The organism is Streptomyces sp. NPDC104381, assembly GCF_055583745.1.
Window position 1 is genome coordinate 45,827 of sequence record NZ_JBVJNK010000011.1, and the last position, 18,239, is coordinate 64,065.

Annotated in this window: 18 protein-coding genes; 17 read left to right on the forward strand and 1 reads right to left on the reverse strand. The window is 70.8% G+C overall.

Annotated features, from left to right (window positions below):
* The first annotated feature begins 72 nt into the window (after window positions 1–72).
* From ACZ607_RS31720 to ACZ607_RS31790, 15 genes are all read left to right on the forward strand, one after another.
* Window positions 73–1,026 (forward strand): hypothetical protein, encoded by a 954-nt coding sequence (locus ACZ607_RS31720; RefSeq protein WP_469740588.1) that lies wholly within the window; start codon window positions 73–75, stop codon window positions 1,024–1,026.
* A gap of 700 nt (window positions 1,027–1,726) precedes the next feature.
* Window positions 1,727–2,710, forward strand: coding sequence for an ABC transporter ATP-binding protein (locus ACZ607_RS31725; protein ID WP_469740591.1), 984 nt, complete (start codon window positions 1,727–1,729; stop codon window positions 2,708–2,710).
* Window positions 2,707–3,555, forward strand: coding sequence for an MlaE family ABC transporter permease (locus ACZ607_RS31730; protein ID WP_469740593.1), 849 nt, complete (start codon window positions 2,707–2,709; stop codon window positions 3,553–3,555). Before ACZ607_RS31725 ends, ACZ607_RS31730 begins: the two co-directional genes overlap by 4 nt.
* Before the next feature lie 3 nt (window positions 3,556–3,558).
* Window positions 3,559–4,362: an MlaE family ABC transporter permease gene (locus ACZ607_RS31735; protein ID WP_031094766.1), complete on the forward strand. Its 804-nt coding sequence runs from the start codon at window positions 3,559–3,561 to the stop codon at window positions 4,360–4,362.
* Window positions 4,362–5,666 carry an MCE family protein gene (locus ACZ607_RS31740; protein ID WP_469740595.1) on the forward strand — a complete coding sequence of 435 codons (1,305 nt, stop codon included), beginning with the start codon at window positions 4,362–4,364 and terminating at the stop codon, window positions 5,664–5,666. The genes ACZ607_RS31735 and ACZ607_RS31740 overlap by 1 nt, the downstream gene beginning before the upstream one ends.
* On the forward strand, window positions 5,663–6,694 hold the full coding sequence (locus ACZ607_RS31745; RefSeq protein WP_469740598.1) for an MCE family protein: 1,032 nt from the start codon (window positions 5,663–5,665) through the stop codon (window positions 6,692–6,694). The genes ACZ607_RS31740 and ACZ607_RS31745 overlap by 4 nt, the downstream gene beginning before the upstream one ends.
* Window positions 6,691–7,710, forward strand: a complete 1,020-nt coding sequence (locus ACZ607_RS31750) for an MCE family protein (RefSeq protein WP_469740600.1) — start codon at window positions 6,691–6,693, stop codon at window positions 7,708–7,710. Before ACZ607_RS31745 ends, ACZ607_RS31750 begins: the two co-directional genes overlap by 4 nt.
* 1 nt (window position 7,711) lies before the next feature.
* A complete protein-coding gene (locus ACZ607_RS31755) occupies window positions 7,712–8,857 on the forward strand; it encodes an MCE family protein (protein WP_469740602.1) in 1,146 nt (381 codons plus the stop codon).
* Window positions 8,854–9,996 carry an MCE family protein gene (locus ACZ607_RS31760; RefSeq protein WP_469740604.1) on the forward strand — a complete coding sequence of 381 codons (1,143 nt, stop codon included), beginning with the start codon at window positions 8,854–8,856 and terminating at the stop codon, window positions 9,994–9,996. The genes ACZ607_RS31755 and ACZ607_RS31760 overlap by 4 nt, the downstream gene beginning before the upstream one ends.
* A complete protein-coding gene (locus tag ACZ607_RS31765; RefSeq protein WP_469740606.1) occupies window positions 9,996–11,231 on the forward strand; it encodes an MCE family protein in 1,236 nt (411 codons plus the stop codon). The genes ACZ607_RS31760 and ACZ607_RS31765 overlap by 1 nt, the downstream gene beginning before the upstream one ends.
* Window positions 11,228–11,749: a hypothetical protein gene (locus tag ACZ607_RS31770; protein ID WP_469740609.1), complete on the forward strand. Its 522-nt coding sequence runs from the start codon at window positions 11,228–11,230 to the stop codon at window positions 11,747–11,749. The genes ACZ607_RS31765 and ACZ607_RS31770 overlap by 4 nt, the downstream gene beginning before the upstream one ends.
* Complete coding sequence (locus tag ACZ607_RS31775; RefSeq protein WP_469740611.1) at window positions 11,746–12,339, forward strand: hypothetical protein; 594 nt, start codon at window positions 11,746–11,748, stop codon at window positions 12,337–12,339. The genes ACZ607_RS31770 and ACZ607_RS31775 overlap by 4 nt, the downstream gene beginning before the upstream one ends.
* A gap of 12 nt (window positions 12,340–12,351) precedes the next feature.
* Window positions 12,352–12,882 carry a nuclear transport factor 2 family protein gene (locus ACZ607_RS31780; protein ID WP_469740613.1) on the forward strand — a complete coding sequence of 177 codons (531 nt, stop codon included), beginning with the start codon at window positions 12,352–12,354 and terminating at the stop codon, window positions 12,880–12,882.
* Window positions 12,883–12,950: 68 nt separating this feature from the next.
* Window positions 12,951–13,667, forward strand: a complete 717-nt coding sequence (locus tag ACZ607_RS31785) for a hypothetical protein (protein WP_469740615.1) — start codon at window positions 12,951–12,953, stop codon at window positions 13,665–13,667.
* Between the two features lie 19 nt (window positions 13,668–13,686).
* Complete coding sequence (locus ACZ607_RS31790; RefSeq protein ID WP_469740619.1) at window positions 13,687–14,925, forward strand: lytic transglycosylase domain-containing protein; 1,239 nt, start codon at window positions 13,687–13,689, stop codon at window positions 14,923–14,925.
* 4 nt (window positions 14,926–14,929) lie between these two features.
* On the opposite strand, the gene ACZ607_RS31795 is transcribed toward ACZ607_RS31790, so the two are convergent.
* Window positions 14,930–15,991, reverse strand: a complete 1,062-nt coding sequence (locus tag ACZ607_RS31795; RefSeq protein ID WP_469740622.1) for an ATP-dependent DNA ligase — start codon at window positions 15,989–15,991, stop codon at window positions 14,930–14,932.
* A gap of 94 nt (window positions 15,992–16,085) precedes the next feature.
* On the opposite strand from ACZ607_RS31795, the gene ligD reads away from it, so the two are divergent.
* Together ligD and ACZ607_RS31805 are read left to right on the forward strand one after the other, a co-directional pair.
* On the forward strand, window positions 16,086–17,093 hold the full coding sequence (gene ligD, locus ACZ607_RS31800) for a non-homologous end-joining DNA ligase (RefSeq protein ID WP_469741023.1): 1,008 nt from the start codon (window positions 16,086–16,088) through the stop codon (window positions 17,091–17,093).
* Window positions 17,090–18,238 carry an ABC-2 transporter permease gene (locus ACZ607_RS31805; protein ID WP_469740624.1) on the forward strand — a complete coding sequence of 383 codons (1,149 nt, stop codon included), beginning with the start codon at window positions 17,090–17,092 and terminating at the stop codon, window positions 18,236–18,238. The genes ligD and ACZ607_RS31805 overlap by 4 nt, the downstream gene beginning before the upstream one ends.
* The last annotated feature ends 1 nt before the right edge of the window (window position 18,239 follow it).

Consider the following 18,239-nt stretch of genomic DNA (forward strand, 5'->3'; position numbering starts at 1 on the left):
CCCCCGCGGCCGTACCGAGACCCACATCGCGCACAGCGACATCTCCCGTCCTGCTCACGAATCGAGGGAACCATGAGACCTGTCTCCAAGACCTGGATCAAGGCCGGCGGCGCCGTCGCCGCGTCCGCCGCACTGGTCATGCCCCTGACCGCCACCCCGGCCGGCGCCGCCACGGCCGCCGCCCAGCTGAACGGTTCCTGGGCACCGTTCGACCGCTGTCCGGTGGACGCCCCGGCCATGCTCGCGACGGACGGCGACACCGATGTCCCGCTGTGCGTGACGTCCACCTCGCCCAACGGGACGATCAAGCTGGGCAACACCACCGCGACGACCGGGTCCACGAACCTGCAGTTCGGCGTCATCCAGCACCCGGCCGAGGGGACCTACACCGTCGTCCCGCCGGCGGCGGGATCCATCATCAGCGGGAAGACCACCATCCCCGGTGGCCTCCTCGGCATCATGTGCCCCAGCAACGTCCCCGTCGTCTCGGCCGTCTGCGGGCAGATCACCGACGCCACGCTGAACAAGGTGACCGCCACGGTGGAGTCCGCCGGCACGCCCACCGACTTCAGCCTGGTCGCCGGGATCTCCTCCGGGCCGATCGTCAGACTGCCCGTCAAGATCCGCCTGGAGAACCCCCTGCTCGGATCGAACTGCTACATAGGCAGCAGCAGCAACCCGGTCCTTCTGCGTCCCGGGAACATCAGTGCCCCGAGCATGGCCGCCTCCAGGTTCAACGGCGACGGGTCCGCCAACCCGGACGAGGGTGCGCTGATCCAGATCGCCCTGTCCGGGGCGGCCCAGGGCGACAGCCAGTTCTCCGTGCCGAAGGCCAGCGGCTGCGGTCTCGGCGGTCTGCTCAGCTGGGCCATCGACCTCAAGGTCGGGCTGCCCGCCGCGGCAGGCTCGAACAACCTCGTCCTGAACGACGCCAAGACCTACACGGCCGGCCTGACGGCTCCGGGCGTGTCGGTCCCCAACGCCGGCAAGGAGCTCGCGGCGAGCTGGCACTCCGCGGTGAAGTAGCCGGCGAGAGGGGCGCGGATGGCGTCCCGGCGCTTCTTGTCACTTCGTGCGCCCCGGCCCTCGGCCGCCCATGAGCCCGCCCCGACCGAATGCACCCTGGTCGGGGCGGGCTTCGGCGTGTCCGCACCCGCTTCCGGGAGCCCGCCGCCGCGGCCGGGCAGCCCTCACTTTTCGATAGGTTTCGCGCCCCGATTACTCATCGAGGCACAAGAAAACAGGGCCGCGCAATTACCTCGGAGAAAGTTCGTGAAGTGCTATTGCGGACTCAGGTTACCGGCCCGTAGCGTCCCGCTTGAGCGGCTCGGAAACACCTCCGTACCTGCTTGTTCGACGTACGTGGAGTCCCGGTCGCCCCCCTCGGCCCGGGATTCCTCCGGGAGTTCCCCCGGCACCGAACCCTCCACCGGGGCAGGGCCTCCCACCGCCGGGATCCCGTGGCCCCGGGGCCACGGGAACCAGGTGCACCCGGAGAGCTTGCGCAGAATCCGACAAGGCCGGTGAACGGGTTTGTCATTCGGTGACAAGTGATCCGCCCGAAGATCGATGACCGACGATTTCCGCTGCTCAACGGCTTGTCCTGGCGGATTCGACGGACATAACGTGCGCCTCCTGGTGCATGTGTGACGAGCCGCCCCCTGCATTCACCGGAGCCGGAGCGCAGACAGATGACGTCGTTCACCACCCCTGCGAAGGAGGGCCGATGGGAATCGAAGTGGTCGTCGAGGGCCTGACGAAGTCCTTCGGTAGACAGAACATCTGGCAGGACGTCAGCCTTACGCTGCCGGCCGGTGAGGTGAGTGTGATGCTCGGTCCTTCCGGTACGGGAAAGACCGTCTTCCTGAAATCCATCATCGGACTGCTGAAGCCGGAAAAGGGCCGTGTCCTCATCAACGGCGTCGACATGGTCAACAGCCCCGAGCGCGAAATCATGGAGACCCGCAAGCTGTTCGGGCTCATGTTCCAGGACGGCGCCCTCTTCGGCTCGATGTCGCTCTTCGACAACATCGCCTTCCCCTTGCGTGAGCACACCCGCAAGAAGGAGTCCGAGATCCGCCGCATCGTCATGGAGCGGATCGACATCGTGGGACTGCTGGGCGCCGAGGGGAAGCTGCCGGGTGAGATATCCGGCGGGATGCGCAAGCGCGCCGGCCTCGCCCGTGCCCTCGTCCTGGACCCGCAGATCATCCTCTGCGACGAGCCGGACTCCGGGCTCGACCCGGTCCGCACGGCCTACCTCTCACAGCTCCTGATCGACCTCAACGCCCAGATCGACGCGACGATGCTCATCGTCACCCACAACCTCGACATCGCGGCCACCGTCCCCGACAACATGGGGATGCTGTTCTGCCGCAACCTCGTCACCTTCGGCCCGCGCGAGGTCCTGCTCACCAGCGACATGCCCGTCGTCTCGCAGTTCCTCGCCGGACGCCGCGAAGGCCCCATCGGCATGTCCGAGGAGAAGGACGCGGCCACCCTCGCGGCGGAGCAGACCAACGGCTTCCACCACACGGCCGGGCCCCGCACCGTCGTACCGCAACTGGAGCCCTCGCCCGGGCTGCCCGTGCGGCAGGGCGCCGTGCGCCGCCGGGAGCGGGTGCTCTCCATGATGGGCCAGCTGCCGGAGGCCGCCCGTACGGCCATCATGAACAGCTACACGCCGACCTTGGACGGTGGACGCCGATGACGGCACCACTGCCCGTACGGCCGCCGGAGCCGGCCGCCGTGGAGGCGCGGGAGGACGCGCCGCCGCAGAGACCGTCCTCGCGGCTCCTCGCCCCGCTGCGCCAGACCGGACAGCTCTTCGCCCTCGCCCTGGCCGTCGCCCGGGCCGTCTTCCGCCGCCCTTTCCAGGTACGGGAGTTCATCGAGCAGTTCTGGTTCGTCGCCAGCGTCACCATCCTGCCCGCCGCCCTCGTCTCCATCCCGTTCGGCGCGGTCATCGCCCTCCAGGTCGGCTCGCTCACCGAACAGCTCGGCGCCCAGTCCTTCACCGGCGGCGCCAGCGTCCTCGCCGTCATCCAGCAGGCCAGCCCGCTCATCGTGGCGCTGCTGATCGCCGGGGCGGCGGGCTCCGCGATCTGCGCCGACCTCGGCTCCCGCAAGATCCGCGAGGAGCTCGACGCCATGGAGGTCATGGGCGTCTCGCCCGTCCAGCGCCTCGTCGTCCCGCGCGTGCTCGCCACCATGTCCGTCGCCGTGCTGCTCAACGGGCTGGTCTCCGTGGTCGGCACGCTCGGCGGCTACTTCTTCAACGTGATCATGCAGGACGGCACCCCGGGTGCCTACCTCGCCAGCTTCTCCGCCCTGGCCCAGCTCCCCGACCTGTACGTCGGTGAACTCAAGGCGCTGATCTTCGGCTTCATCGCGGGCATCGTCGCTGCCTACCGGGGGCTCAACCCGCGCGGCGGTCCCAAGGGCGTCGGCGACGCCGTCAACCAGTCCGTCGTCATCACCTTCATGCTCCTGTTCGCGGTGAACATGGTCCTCACGGCGATCTACCTCCAGATCGTCCCCCCGAAGGGGGGCTGACCGATGTCGATGCTCGGCTGGCTCGACCGTTCCGGTGAGCAACTCACCTTCTACGTACGGGCGCTGATCTGGATCCCCCGGACCCTGCGCCGCTACCTCAAGGAGGTGCAGCGGCTGCTCGCCGAGGTCGCCTTCGGCAGCGGCGGCCTCGGCGTCATCGGCGGGACCATCGGCGTGATGATCGCGATGACCCTCGCCACCGGCTCCGTCGTCGGCCTCCAGGGGTACGCCGCCCTCGACCAGATCGGCACCTCCGCGTTCACCGGCTTCATCTCCGCCTACTTCAACACCCGGGAGATCGCCCCGCTCGTCGCGGGCCTCGCCCTCTCCGCGACCGTCGGTGCCGGCTTCACCGCCCAGCTCGGGGCGATGCGGATCAACGAGGAGGTCGACGCCCTCGAAGCGATGGGCGTGCGCTCCATGCCCTACCTCGTCACCACACGGATCATCGCCGGGGTCGTCGCCATCATCCCGCTGTACGCGATCGGGCTGCTCTCCTCCTACCTGGCGTCCCGCTACATCACCGTCCTGTTCAACGGACAGTCGGCGGGCACCTACGACCACTACTTCAATCTCTTCCTCTCCCCGGACGACGTGCTCCTGTCGGTGCTCAAGGTGCTGATCTTCAGCGTGCTGGTGATCCTCGCCCACTGCTACTACGGCTTCCACGCCACCGGCGGTCCGGCCGGCGTGGGCGTGGCCGTGGGCCGGTCGGTGCGCAACGCCATCGTGCTGATCAGCGTCACCGACTTCTTCCTCTCGCTCGCCATCTGGGGTGCGACGACAACGGTGAAGGTGGCCGGCTGATGCGTTCCGCCACGGCGCAGACGGTGCGCCGCAGACTCGCCGGTGTGGCCTTCGTGCTGGTGCCCGCCCTGCTCGTATGGCTCTCGGTGTCCGTGTACGAGAAGGACTTCACCGACGACGCCACCGTGACCGTACGCACCGGGAGCGTCGGCAACGAGATGCACGACAACGCCGAGGTCAAGCTGCGCGGCGTCGTGATCGGAGAGGTGCGCGACATCGAGTCGGAGGGCGACGGGGCTCGCCTCACCCTCGCCATCCGGCCCGGCCGGCTCCGGCAGATCCCCGCCGACGTCACCGCCCAGATGCTGCCCACCACCCTCTTCGGCGAGCGGTTCGTCGCCCTCGTACCCCCGTCCGTGCCGTCCGCGCGGACCCTCCGGGCCGGTGCGGTGATCCCGCAGGACCGCTCCTCCAACGCCATCGAGCTGGAGGAGGTCCTCGACAACGTCCTGCCGATGCTGACCGCCGTCAAGCCGGAGAAGCTCGCCGCCACCCTCAACGCGGTGTCCCAGGCGCTCGAAGGGCGGGGCGACAAGCTCGGCGACACGCTGGTCACCCTCGACGCCCACCTCAAGGAGTTCAACCCCCAGCTCCCCACGCTGAACGCGGACATCAAGGAGCTCGTCAAGGTCAGCACGCTCTACGCGGACGCCGCGCCCGACGTCCTGGACGCGCTCACCGACTTCACCACCACCAGCGGCACCCTCGCCGAACAGCAGGCGGAACTCGCCGATCTGTACGGCTCGACCACCGCCTCCGCCCAGGACGTCACCTCCTTCCTGCGCAAGAACAAGGACAACCTCATCCGCCTCTCCGCGTCGGGCCGGCCGACCCTGGAACTCCTCGCGGAGTACTCCGACATGTTCCCCTGCACCCTGCGCACCATGGCGGGCTTCGTGCCCGCCATGGACAAGGCGCTCGGCAAGGGAACCGATCAGCCCGGCCTCCACGTCACGCTCAGGCCCGTGAAGTCCAAGGGCACGTACGTGGCCGGCAGGGACACCCCGGTCTACGACGCCACCGGGGGCCCGCACTGCTACTCGGTGCCCTACACCGGCAAGGCGGTGCCGACCGCCGACGCGCGGACCGCGTCCGCCACGGACGGCACCCCGGGCGCGGAGGTCAGGGCGCCCGGGGACGGCGCGGCCGGCACCGCCCTCGGCATGCCCAACTCGCCCGAGGAGAGCCGGCTCGTCAACGAGCTGGTCGCCCCCTCCCTGAACGTGCAGCCGCAGACCCTGCCCGACTGGAGCAGCGTGCTCATCGGTCCGGCCTTCCGCGGTGCGGAGGTGAAGCTCAAGTGAAACGCCGCTCCCTCGCGGGACCCCTCGTCAAGTCGATCGTCTTCGTCGTGGTGACCGTCATGGCCACCACCGTCCTCGGGCTGTCCATCGCCAACTCGGGCGTCGGCGACACCACGTCGTACCGGGCGAGGTTCACCGACGTGACCGGGCTCGTCGTCGGCGACAGCGTCCGGATCGCCGGCGTCAAGGTCGGCCAGGTCGAGTCGATCGAGATCGCGGACAAACGGCTGGCCGAGGTCGGCTTCGCCGTCCGCAAGGGCCGCACGCTGCCCGCCTCGGTGACGGCCTCGATCAAATACCTCAACATGGTCGGCCAGCGCTACATCGACCTCGACCAGGGCACCGGCCCCGTCGGCCGGAGCTTCAGGCCGGGCGCGACCATCCCGCTCTCACGCACCACCCCCGCGCTGGACCTCACCCAGCTCTTCAACGGCTTCCAGCCCCTCTTCGAAGGACTGTCGCCACCGGACGTCAACCAGCTCGCCGGATCGATCGTCCAGGTCCTCCAGGGCGAGGGCGGAACCGTCGACAGCATTCTCTCCCACGTCGGATCGCTGACCGGCACCGTCGCGGCCAAGGACAAGGTGATCGGCGAGGTGATCAAGAACCTCAACACGGTCCTGAAGACCGTCAACGACCGGGAAGCCGGCTTCGACGACCTCGTCGTCACCCTGCAGAAGCTCGTCACGGGCTTCGCCGGTGACCGCAAGCCGCTCGGCGAAGCGGTGACGGCGATGGGCGCGCTCACCACCGTCACCGCGGACCTCCTCCAGGACGGACGCAAGCCGCTGAAGGACGACATCGCCCAGCTCGGACGGCTCAGCGGCCGGCTGGACAGGAACGCCCCCGAGATCGAGAGCTTCCTGCAGAAGACCCCGGCCAAGATGGAGGCCATCACCCGCCTCACCTCGTACGGGTCGTGGCTCAACCTCTACCTCTGCGAAGCCAGGGTCAGCGGTGTGACCACCGAGGACGGCAGCGCCCCGCCCACCGGCATCACGATCAGCCGGCCGAGGTGCAAGGCATGAGAATCAAGCCCGTACGCGAACGCAACCCGGTCGCCGTCAGCATCGTCGGACTCCTCGTCCTCGCCCTCGTCGGTCTCGCCGCCTACCGCGCCGACGCCCTGCCCTTCATCGGCGGCGGCACCACCTACAGCGCCGACTTCACCGAATCGGCCGGCCTCGACGAGGGCGACGAGGTACGGATCGCCGGGGTGAAGGTCGGCGAGGTCACCGGCGTCCGGCTCGACGGCGCGAAGGTGAAGGTGGACTTCAAGGTCAAGGACGCCTGGATCGGCAACTCCTCCACCGTCGGCATCGCCATCAAGACCCTCCTGGGCGACAAGTACCTCGCCGTCGATCCGCTGGGCGACGCCCCGCAGGACCCGGACTCCCGCATCACCGCGAGCCGCACCACCTCCCCGTACGACGTCACCCAGGCGTTCGACGGACTCGGCGAGACGATCGACGAGATCGACACCGCGCAGCTCGCCCGGAGCTTCGAGACGATCTCCGAGACCTTCAAGGACTCCCCGCCCGACGTGCGCAGCGCCGCGAACGGACTCTCGGCGCTGTCGAGGACGGTGTCCGAGCGGGACGCCCAGCTCGCCACCCTCCTCAAGGGCAGCAAGCAGCTCACCAGGACCCTCGCGAACAAGAAGAGCAGCTTCGAGACGCTCCTGGAGGACGGCAACCTGCTCCTCGGCGAGATCCAGGCCCGCCGCGACTCCATCCACCTGCTGCTCACCGGGACCAGGAACCTGGGGACCCAGCTCACCGGGCTCGTCGCGGACAACGACAAGCAGCTGAAGCCCACCCTGGACTCACTGGGCCGGGTCACCTCGGTCCTGGTGAAGAACCGCAAGAACCTCGACAAGGTGCTCTCGCTGGCCGGTTCCTACAACCGTCTCGTCGGCAACACCCTCGGCAACGGCCGCTGGTTCGACAACTACGTCTGCGGAGTCGTCCCGGAGAACTACCTGCCCGCCGGCACACCCCCCGGCAACGGCGACTGCATGCCACCGAAGCAGGGAGGGCGCTGACATGAGACGCACACGCGTCATCGGTATCGGCGCCGGGCTCGCCGTCGTGGCGGTCGCCGCCACCTCGGGCGTCATGGCACTGGACGACCAGGGGAGGACCACCGTCACCGCCTACTTCGACCAGGCCACCGGCGTGTACGCGGGATCGGACCTGCGGATCCTCGGGGTGAGGGTCGGCACCGTCGAGTCCGTCGAACCGCACGGCAAGGAGGTCAGGGTCACCCTGCGGCTCGACAAGGGCGTCGACGTACCCGAGAAGGCGCACGCCGTCGTCGTCGCCCCCAGCCTGGTCGCCGACCGGTACGTACAGCTCGCGCCCGCCTACACCGGGGGAGCGCGGCTGAAGGACGGCGCCGTGCTCCCGGCCGCGGCCAACGCCACGCCCATCGAGGTCGACCAGCTGTACGAGTCGATCACCGAGCTCTCCACGGCGCTCGGCCCGGACGGCGCCAACACGGACGGGGCGCTCGCGGAACTCCTGGACACCGGGGCGAAGAACCTCGACGGCAACGGCAAGGCCGTCGGGGACTCCATCGAACAGTTCGGCAAGGCGACGAAGACCCTGGACAGGAGCAGCGGAAACCTCTTCGACACACTGTCCTACCTGCAGTCCTTCACCACGATGCTGAAGGACAACGACGGCAACGTACGGGCCGCCGAGCAGCAGCTGAACACCGTCACCGGCTTCCTCGCCGACGACAAGAAGAACCTCGGCGCGGCCCTGAAGGAACTGGGCAAGGCACTCGGCCAGGTCAAGGGCTTCATCCAGAGGAACCGAGGCGCCCTCAAGGAGAACGTGGACCTCCTGCTGCCGCTCACCGAGACCCTGGTCGACCAGCGCGCCTCGCTCGCCGAATCCCTCGACACCCTGCCCCTCGCGGCGGGCAACGTGCTGAACGCGTACGACCCGGCGAACCGCACCCTCAACGGGCGTACCGACCTCAACGAGCTGTCGATGGGCGGACCCCTCACCGAACCCGAGGCCGCTGCCGCAGGACTGCGAGGGCTGGCCCCGGTGGACGCCACCCGGCAGGAGGCGCTGCCCGTGCTGCCGCTGCCCGCCGTCGGCACCGTCTACGGGACCCCGGAGAAGGCCGGCGCGAAGAAGACCGGAACGGACGAGAAGAAGAAGGAGGCGACCCCATGAGCCCCGCCCCGCCCAGACCCGGCACCCGGGTGGTCGCGGCCCTCGGCGCCCTGGTCGCCGCCGGCGTCGGCTTCGTACTCGTCGCCACGACCGTCGGCCTGCCGTCGCTCGGGGGCATCGACCAGGTGCCGCTCCCCGGCGGCGCCGACCTCGGGGACCACCCGTACGAGATCACTGCCGAGTTCGGCGACGTCCTCAGCCTCGCCCCGCAGTCGTCCGTCAAGGTCAACGACGTGGCCGTCGGCCGGGTCACCGGGATCACCCTCACCCCCGGCAGCTGGACCGCCAAGGTCACCATGCGGGTCAACGGGAAGGTCGAGCTGCCCGCCAACGCCTACGCCCACCTCGAACAGTCCAGCCTGCTCGGCGAGAAGTTCGTCCAGCTCTCGCCCCCGAGCACCGGCACCGCCGAGGGGGCCCTCGCGGACGGCGACCGGATCCCGCTCTCCCGCACCAACCGCAACCCGGAGGTCGAAGAGGTCTTCGGCGCCCTGTCGATGCTCCTCAACGGCGGTGGGGTCGCCCAGCTCAAGACCATCACCACCGAGCTCAACAAGGCGCTCGCCGGCCAGGAACCGCAGATCCGCTCGATGCTGAAGCGCGTCGACACCCTCGTCACGAACCTGGACGACCACAAGGAGGACATCACCGCGGCACTGGACGGCGTCAACCGTCTCTCCGCCACCCTCGCCACCCGGAAACAGGACGTCGGGACGGTCCTCACCGGGCTCACCCCCGGCATGAAGGTCCTGGAGAAGCAGCGGGGCTCGCTCCTCACCATGCTGCGCTCGCTCGACACGCTCTCCACCGTCGCCGTCGACACGATCGACAAGAGCAAGGCCGACATGATCGCCGACCTCAAGGCCATCGCACCCACGCTCACCGCGCTCGCCGACTCCGGCGACGACCTGCCGGACTCCCTCCAGGTGCTGGTCACCTACCCGTTCACCGACGAGGTGCTCCGCGGGGTGAAGGGCGACTACCTCAACGTCTACCTGGACGTGACCGCACAGCCGGGCACCCAGGTCATCCCCGCGCTCACCCCGCCCACGGAGTCCGGGGCGCGGAAGACGGCAGGGGCGGCGCTGCCCCTGCCGCTCCCCTCGGTCACCGCACCGGGAACGGAGGGCACCCGCTGATGATCACTCTCGCCATCCGGCTCAAGAACATCGCCTTCCTCGTCATCGCCGTACTCGTCCTCGGCTTCCTCGGGGTGCGCTACGCCGACCTCGGCCACTACGTCGGGCTGCGCGACTACTACACCGTCACGGTCCAACTCCCGCAGACAGGGGGACTGTTCACCCACTCCAACGTCAGCTACCGGGGCGTGTCCGTCGGCAGGGTCGGCCCGATCGAGCTCACCGACGACGGTGTCGAGGCCGAACTGCGCATCAAGAACGACGCGCCCCGCATCCCCGACGACCTGCGGGCCGTCGTCGCCAGCCTCTCCGCCGTCGGTGAGCAGTACATCGACCTGCGGCCCACCCGCGCGGACGGACCCTTCCTGGAGAACGGCTCGGTCATCGACCAGGCCGACACGACCGTCCCCGCACCCGTCACCGACGTCCTCACCAGCGTCAACGACCTGACGGCCTCCGTCGACACGGAAGCCCTGCGCACGGTCGTCGACGAGTTCGGCGCCGCCTTCAACGGCCGCGGCGACGACCTCCAGGTCCTGCTGGACACCGGTGGCGAGTTCGTCGAGGCGGCCGACGAGGCCCTGCCGACCACCACGAAACTGATGGCCGACGGGGAGACCGTGCTGCGGACCCAGAACGAACAGGGCGAGGCCCTCAAGGGCTTCGCCTCCGGCGCGGAGGAACTCGCCGCCGAACTCAAGGGGTCCGACACCGACCTGCGCCGGCTCATCGCCGCCGCGCCCGACGCCACCGAACAGATCAGCGGACTGCTGCGCGACCTCGACCCCGCCTTCGGGGTGGTCGTCGCCAACCTCCTCACCACCTCCGAGGTCGCCGTCACCCGCCAGCGCGGACTGGAGGAACTCCTGGTGAAGCTCCCCGCGGTCGCGGCCGCCGGGGCGAGTGCCATCGACGCGGACGGAGCCAGGTTCGGGATGTCGGTCACCTTCTTCGAACCACTGCCCTGCACCGCCGGGTACGGCGCCACCACCTATCGCACAGGCAACGACACCTCCGCCGCCCCCGCCGCCAACACCAAGGCCCGCTGCGCCTCCTCGCCCGGCAGCGGCATCAACGTCCGGGGCAGCGCCAACGCCCCGAAGGGCGGCCCCGTGCCCGAACCGTTCGCCCCGGGCTCCGGGCTCCTCCCGGACGCCCCCGGCACCACGGCGGGCACCACCGCCCCGCCGGCCGGCGGCATGGCCGGACTGCTCGGCCTGGGAGGCGGCTCATGAGCGGCCGTACGAGGACGGGGCTCGGCTGGTCCGTCCTGCTCGCAGCGGTCCTGGTCTGCGCGCTCGGCACCTGGTCGTACGCCCGGGCCCTGGGCGACGACACGCTGGCGTACGCGAAGAGCCGCGACGCCGCGCTCGCCGACGGCAAGCGGCACCTGGCCCGGCTGACCAGCATGGACGGCAGGAACGCGGCGAGCGTGAAGTCCGGGATCGACGCCTGGCTCGACGCCTCGGCCGGACCGCTGCACGACCGGCTGGAGAGGACCCGGAAGAAGGACTCGGGCGAGCTCACCGAGTCCGGCGCCACCGCACGCGGCAAGGTCACCGACGCCGCGCTCACCGCGCTCGACGACCGGGCGGGCACGGCGGCACTCATCGGGACCGTCGACGTCGAGGTCACCCCGCGCACGGGCAAGGGCGGCACGGAGCGCAAACGCTTCGAGGCGACCCTGACCCGCACCGGGAACGGCTGGAAGGTCAAGGCACTTGAAGCACTACCGGTCGGGAGCGGCTCATGACGCAGGACACCGCGGCGGTGACCGACCCGCCGGACCTCGGTCCCGTACCGGATCCCGGCCCGGAGGCCGGACCGGACACGGCCCCCGCCGGCCGGCGATGGGTCCGCCCGCTCGCCGCGGTGCTGGCCGTCGCCCTGCTGGGCGTGGGCGGCACCCTGTTCGTCCAGGGGCGGCAGCTGCGCGACACCCCCGCCACCTCCAACCGCGCCCTGACCGACTCCGCGGCGACCAGCCGGGTCACCGGCGACGTCAGCAGCGCGCTGGGCAAGGTCTTCTCGTACGGCCCGCAGGCCACCGCCGCCACCAAGGAGTCGGCGAAGCAGCTGCTCGCGGGCCGGGCGCTCCAGCAGTACGCGGCCCTGTTCGGCCAGGTCGAGAAGCAGGCCGCCGACCAGAAGCTGACACTCACCAGCCAGGTCGTGCGCGCCGGGGTCACCCGGCTCACCGGCAGCAGCGCGCACCTCCTCGTCTTCCTCGACCAGATCTACGAGCGCGAGGGGAAGGCCGCCACCACGGCGGCGGCTCAGCTGTCCGTGACCGCGGAACTGCGGGGCGGACAGTGGCGGATCGTCGACATCACCTCCAGGTAGGGGAGAGCACCGATGGCACGGGTACGCATGACGACCGATCCGCTGCGGGCGGCAGCGGTGGCGCTGACGGTCGCGGCCGCCGTCGCCGCCGGCTGGGGAGGCTGGACGCGCTACGACGCCGCGCACGACGCGTCCGCGGGCTATGCCCGGGCCCGCGACGACGCCCTGGCGGCGGGGGAGCAGGCCGTACAGAACATGAACACGCTCGACCACGCCCGGCTCGCCCAGGGACTGGACAGCTGGGAGGACTCGACCACCGGTGATCTGCACAAGCAACTCGTCGACGGGCGCGACGCGTTCGTCAAGCAGATCGAGGCCGCGAAGACCGTCAGCACCGCCAAGGTCCTGTCCGGAGCGGTGACCGAGCTGGACGACCGGGCGGGGAAGGCGGGCGTGATGGTGGCGCTGCGGGTCACCGTGACCGCCCCCGAGGGCGAACCCGCGGTCAAGGAGAGCCGGATGCTGGGGCAGCTCACCCGCACCTCGGAGGGATGGAAGCTCAGCGCCCTCGGCCAGGCCCCCGTCGGCAACACCGCCGGCTGAGCGGACGGCCTCGGACCCGACAGCCTCCGCCCCCGCCGACCGCCCCCGCCTTCGAGAGGACCACCTCCATGTCGACGACCCGTCACCTCGTCAACCGCCGCCGCCGGCTCGCCACCGTGGCGGCGACGACCGCACCACCGCGCACGACCGAGGCCCCGCGACCGGCTCCCGAACCGGCCACCGACGCCGAGACCCAGCCAAGCACCGATCCCGAGCCCGATCCCGAGTCCGAGCCCGCCGACGAAGCGCCCCCGCGCAGGCGGCTGCCCCGTCTGCGTATCCGGCTGCCCGCCGTCCTCTGCGCCGCGACGCTGCTCCTGGGCGCCTTCGCCGCCTGGTCGTTCACCTCCGCCGGCGCGCTCCGTGACGAGCCGAGCCGGCAGAACACGGCGCTCACCGACATCGGCAGGACCAGCGAGGTCAAGGGGCAGATCACCGAGGCCGTCGGCGCGGTCTTCTCGTACGACTACGCCTCGCCCGGGAAGTCCGACCTCGCCGCGCGGAAGCATCTGACCGGCAAGGCGGTCCAGCAGCACAAGGACATGCTCGCCGAGGTCCGCGCCCAGGCCCCGAAGCAGAAGCTCGTCCTCACCACGACCGTCACCGGGAGCGGTGTCGAGTTCCTCGACGGCGACCGGGCCAGGCTGCTGATCTTCGCCGACCAGAGCAACACCCGGACCGGCAAGGAGGAGGAGACGACGTACGCGGCGGCCATGTTCGCGGTGGACGCCGTCCGCCGCGGCGACACCTGGCGGATCGCGGCCATCGACACGTTCACGCGCTGACCCAGGAGAGGCAGGACACATGAGGTTCGACGGAACCATGCGCCGCGGACTCACCGGCACGGCCACCGCGGTCGCCGCCATGGCCGCGCTCACCGCGTCCCAGGCCCCGGGGCTCACGGGCGGCACCGCCGCCGACGACATGAAGAACGTGGCATCGGACGAGGTCGTCTGGACCGAGGTGCCGAACGACGACAGCTACCACACCGAGCTGCCGCCCCTGCGGTCCCCGGAGCCGCCCCCCGCCACCGGGAAGAAGCCCGCCCCGGCCGCGGTGACGCAGTCCTGGGCCGAGGCGGGCATCCCCGCCACCGTCCTCGCCGCCTACCGCGACGCGCAGAGAGCGCTCGGCCGGACCGACCCCGGCTGCCACCTGCCCTGGCAGCTGCTCGCGGCGATCGGCAAGGTCGAGTCCGGCCACGCGGCAGGCGGCCGGGTGGACGCCGCCGGCACCACACTCACCCCGATCCTGGGCCCGGTGCTGAACGGCGCGGGCTTCGCGAACATCCCGGACACCGACAACGGGGTCTACGACGGCGACACCCGGTACGACCGGGCCGTCGGGCCGATGCAGTTCATCCCCTCCACCTGGGCGCACTGGGGCAAGGACGGCAACGGCGACGGACGCGCCGACCCCGGCAACATCGGTGACTCGGCCCTCGCCGCCGGCCACTACCTCTGCGCCGGCACCCGCGACCTGTCCGTACGGGCGGACCTCGACCGGGCGGTCCTCAGCTACAACCACTCGGACACCTATCTGCGTACGGTCCTGTCCTGGCTGGAGTTCTACCGCAAGGGCGTCCATCCCGTCGCCGACGGCAAGGGCGTGATCCCGAAGAGCCCCGGCGCGGGAAGCCCCCACGCCCCCAAGGCCCCGGTCGGCGGCCCCGGCAGCCCGAGCGCCCCCGGCAAGGGCGGCGGCATCGTCGTCGGCCCGCAGCCCGGCGCCACGCCGTCCCCCTCCACCTCACCGAAGCCCACCCCCACGGACTCCGGCAGCCCGGACCCCGGCGGGTCCCCGAGCCCCACGGACCCGACGACCCCCGGCCCCGATCCGACGGACAGCGGATCCCCCGGCCCCACGCCCACCCCCGACCCCACCACCACACCGGATCCGGACCCCGGCACCACCGGTCCGACCACGACGCCCACCCCGGACCCCACCACCGAACCCCCCTGCCCCACGCCCTCGGCGGACACCGACCCCACCGCCCCCGCGGACACCCCGTCCGACGAACCCTGCGCCACGCCCACCGCATGACGGATCAGCGGCCGTCGAGCACCTCGGACAGGTCGTACCGCACCACTTCCTCCAGCTGCGCGTAGGTGCAGCCGACGGGGGTGCGGTCCGGCCGCCACCGCCGGAACTGCGTGGTGTGGCGGAACCGGTCGCCCTCCATGTGGTCGTACGCCACCTCGCAGACCCGCTCCGGCGCGAGCGCCACCCAGGACAGGTCCTTCTTGCCCGACCAGCGGCTCGGCGCGCCCGGCAGCCGTGCCCCCTCGTGCGCCGCGGCCTCCCCCCAGGCCGCCCACGGGTGTTCCGCCGGATCGATACGCAACGGCTCCAGCTCCTCCAGGAGCTCCGCCCGCCGCTTCATCGAGAAGGCCGCGCACACCCCCACGTGCTGGAGGGCGCCCCCGGCGTCGTACAGGCCGAGCAGCAGGGAGCCGACCACCGGGCCGCTCTTGTGGAAGCGGTAGCCCGCCACCACGCAGTCGGCGGTCCGCTCGTGCTTGATCTTGTACATGGCCCGTGCGTCCGGCCGGTACGGCAGATCGAGCGGCTTGGCGACCACCCCGTCGAGCCCCGCCCCCTCGTAGCGCTCGAACCACTCACCCGCGAGGTCCGGGTCCGTGGTGCACGGGGCCAGATGGACGGGCGGTGAGGCGCCCGCCAGGGCCTCCTCCAGGACCGTGCGCCGCTCGGTCTGAACCGTCGCCAGCAGGGACGTGTCGTCCAGGGCCAGGATGTCGAAGGCGACGAGACTCGCCGGGATCTGCTCGGCCAGCATCCGCACCCGGGAATCGGCCGGATGGATGCGCTCGCTCAGCCGGTCGAAGTCGAGCCGCCCCTCGTAGGGGAGGACGATCTCGCCGTCGATCACGCACCGCGGCGGCAGGTTCTCCCGCACGGCGCTGACCACCTCGGGGAAGTAGCGGGTCAGGGGCTTTCCCGTGCGGCTGCCGATCACCACCTCGTCGCCGTCCCGGTGCACGATCGCCCGGAACCCGTCCCACTTCGCCTCGTACTGCATACCGGAGGGAATCGAGGACACGGACTTGGCGAGCATCGGCTTCACAGGAGGCATCACCGGCAGATCCATGGCCCGATTCTCGCCCACCGCACGGAGCACGTCCTCCGATATGCGGCATATGTGGGCCCGGCCTACGGTGTCCGACATGGGAGCAGGAGCAGCGGTGGAGCTGGACGTGGACGGACGGACCGTACGGCTGTCCAACCCGGACAAGGTGTACTTCCCGGAGAAGGGCTACACCAAGAGGGACGTGGCCGACTACTTCCAGGCCGTGGGGCCCGGGATCCTCCGCGCCCTGCGCGAGCGGCCGACCACCCTCCAGCGCTTCGTCGACGGCGTCGAGGGCGAGTTCTTCTACCAGAAGCGGGCGCCGAAGAACCTCCCCGACTGGACCCCCACCGCCCGGATCGAATTCCCCAGCGGCCGGCACGCCGACGAGATGTGCCCCACCGAACTGGGCGCCGTCCTCTGGGCGGCCAACCTCGGCACCCTGACCTTCCATCCCTGGCCCGTCCGCAGGGCCGACACCGACCACCCCGACGAGCTGCGCATCGACCTCGACCCGCAGCCCGGCACCGACTACGCGGACGCGGTCAGGGCCGCCCACGAACTGCGCGCGGTCCTCGGCGACCACGGGCTGCGCGGCTGGCCGAAGACCTCCGGCGGGCGCGGCATCCACGTCTTCGTCCCCCTCGTACCGGAGTGGACGTTCACCCAGGTCAGGCGGTCCGCGATCGCGGTGGGGCGAGAGCTGGAGCGCAGGATGCCGGACCGGGTGACCACCGCCTGGTGGAAGGAGGAGCGGGGCGAGCGGATCTTCGTCGACTACAACCAGACGGCCCGCGACCGCACCATCGCCTCCGCCTACTCCGTACGCCCCTTCCCGCACGCCCCGGTCTCCGCGCCCCTGCGCTGGGACGAGATCGACGACGCCGAGCCACGTGACTTCGACCTCCGCACCATGCCCGCGCGGTACGCCGAGGTGGGCGACCTGCACGCGGACATGGACGACCACGCCTTCCGCCTCGACCAGGTGCTGGAGCTGGCGCGGCGGGACGAGCACGAACACGAGCTCGGCGACCTGCCCTATCCGCCGGAGTACCCGAAGATGCCCGGCGAACCGAAGCGGGTGCAGCCCAGCCGCGCCCGGCACGACAGCGACGGCGCATGAGCACCGGGGAGGGGCCGGAGGAACAGCCCCCGCGCGTCGAGGAACAGCCCCCGCGCGCCGAGGAGCAGCCCCCGCGCGCCGAGGAGCACCCCCCGCACGGCGCGCACGGCAGGCCGCCGACCCGGGCCGAGAAGTGGGCGTCGTACAAACAGTCCCCGTACGTCCCCGCCTTCGTGCTGCTCTTCATCCTCGCCGCCGCCGCCGGACTCTTCGCCGGTTCGTACACCTACACGATGGCCGACCCGACACCGCGTCATATCCCCTCCGCGGTGGTCGGCGACGTGCAGGCGAAGGGCGGGAAGGAGTTCATCGCGGGGATGGAGAAGGCCCTCGACGCCTCCCTCCAGCTGCGCCCGTACGCCACCAGGGCCGCGGCCCGCCAGGCCATGGAGGAGCAGAAGGTCTTCGTGACCCTGCGGCCGGACGGGCAGAAGGTGGCCATGGACATCGCCGGGGCCGCCGGGGCCACGGTCGCCCAGCTGCTCGCGGAGACCGGGGCGAAGGTCGCGAAGTCCACCGGGGTCCCGGTCGCGATCACGGACGTCAAGCCGCTCCAGAGCGGCGATCCGCGCGGGCTGGCGCTCTTCTACATCTCGCTGGCCGCCGTCATCGTCGGCTTCGTCGGGGCCATCCAGCTCAGTGTGCACGCCAGAGCGCTCAATCCGTTCGAGCGGATCGTCTTCACCGTCGCCTACGCCCTGCTGGGCGGCTTCTCCATCGCCGCGGTGGTGGACTGGCTGATCGGCGCGCTGGACCTGCCGTTCGTGGAGTCCTGGCTGATCCTGGCGTTCACGATGTTCACCTCGGGCATGGTCTTCACCATGTTCAACACCATCATGGGGCGCTGGGCGATGCTCCCCACCTGGGGGCTCATGGTGCTGCTGGGCAATCCGTCGTCCGGCGGCGCGGTGTCCTGGCCGCTGCTGCCCTCGGCGCTCGGGCTCATCGGGCGCTGGCTGCCGCCCGGGGCGTCGGTCAACGCCCAGCACACGGCGGTCTACTACCAGGGCCACCAGTACGCCTTCCCGTTCCTGGTGCTGGCGGGCTGGTCACTGGTCTCCTGCACGGTCTTCTGGGTGTGGCGCCACCGGCACCCCGGCGGCCGTGACCGCATGCCGGAGCATGCGGCCACGGCCGCCGTCTGAG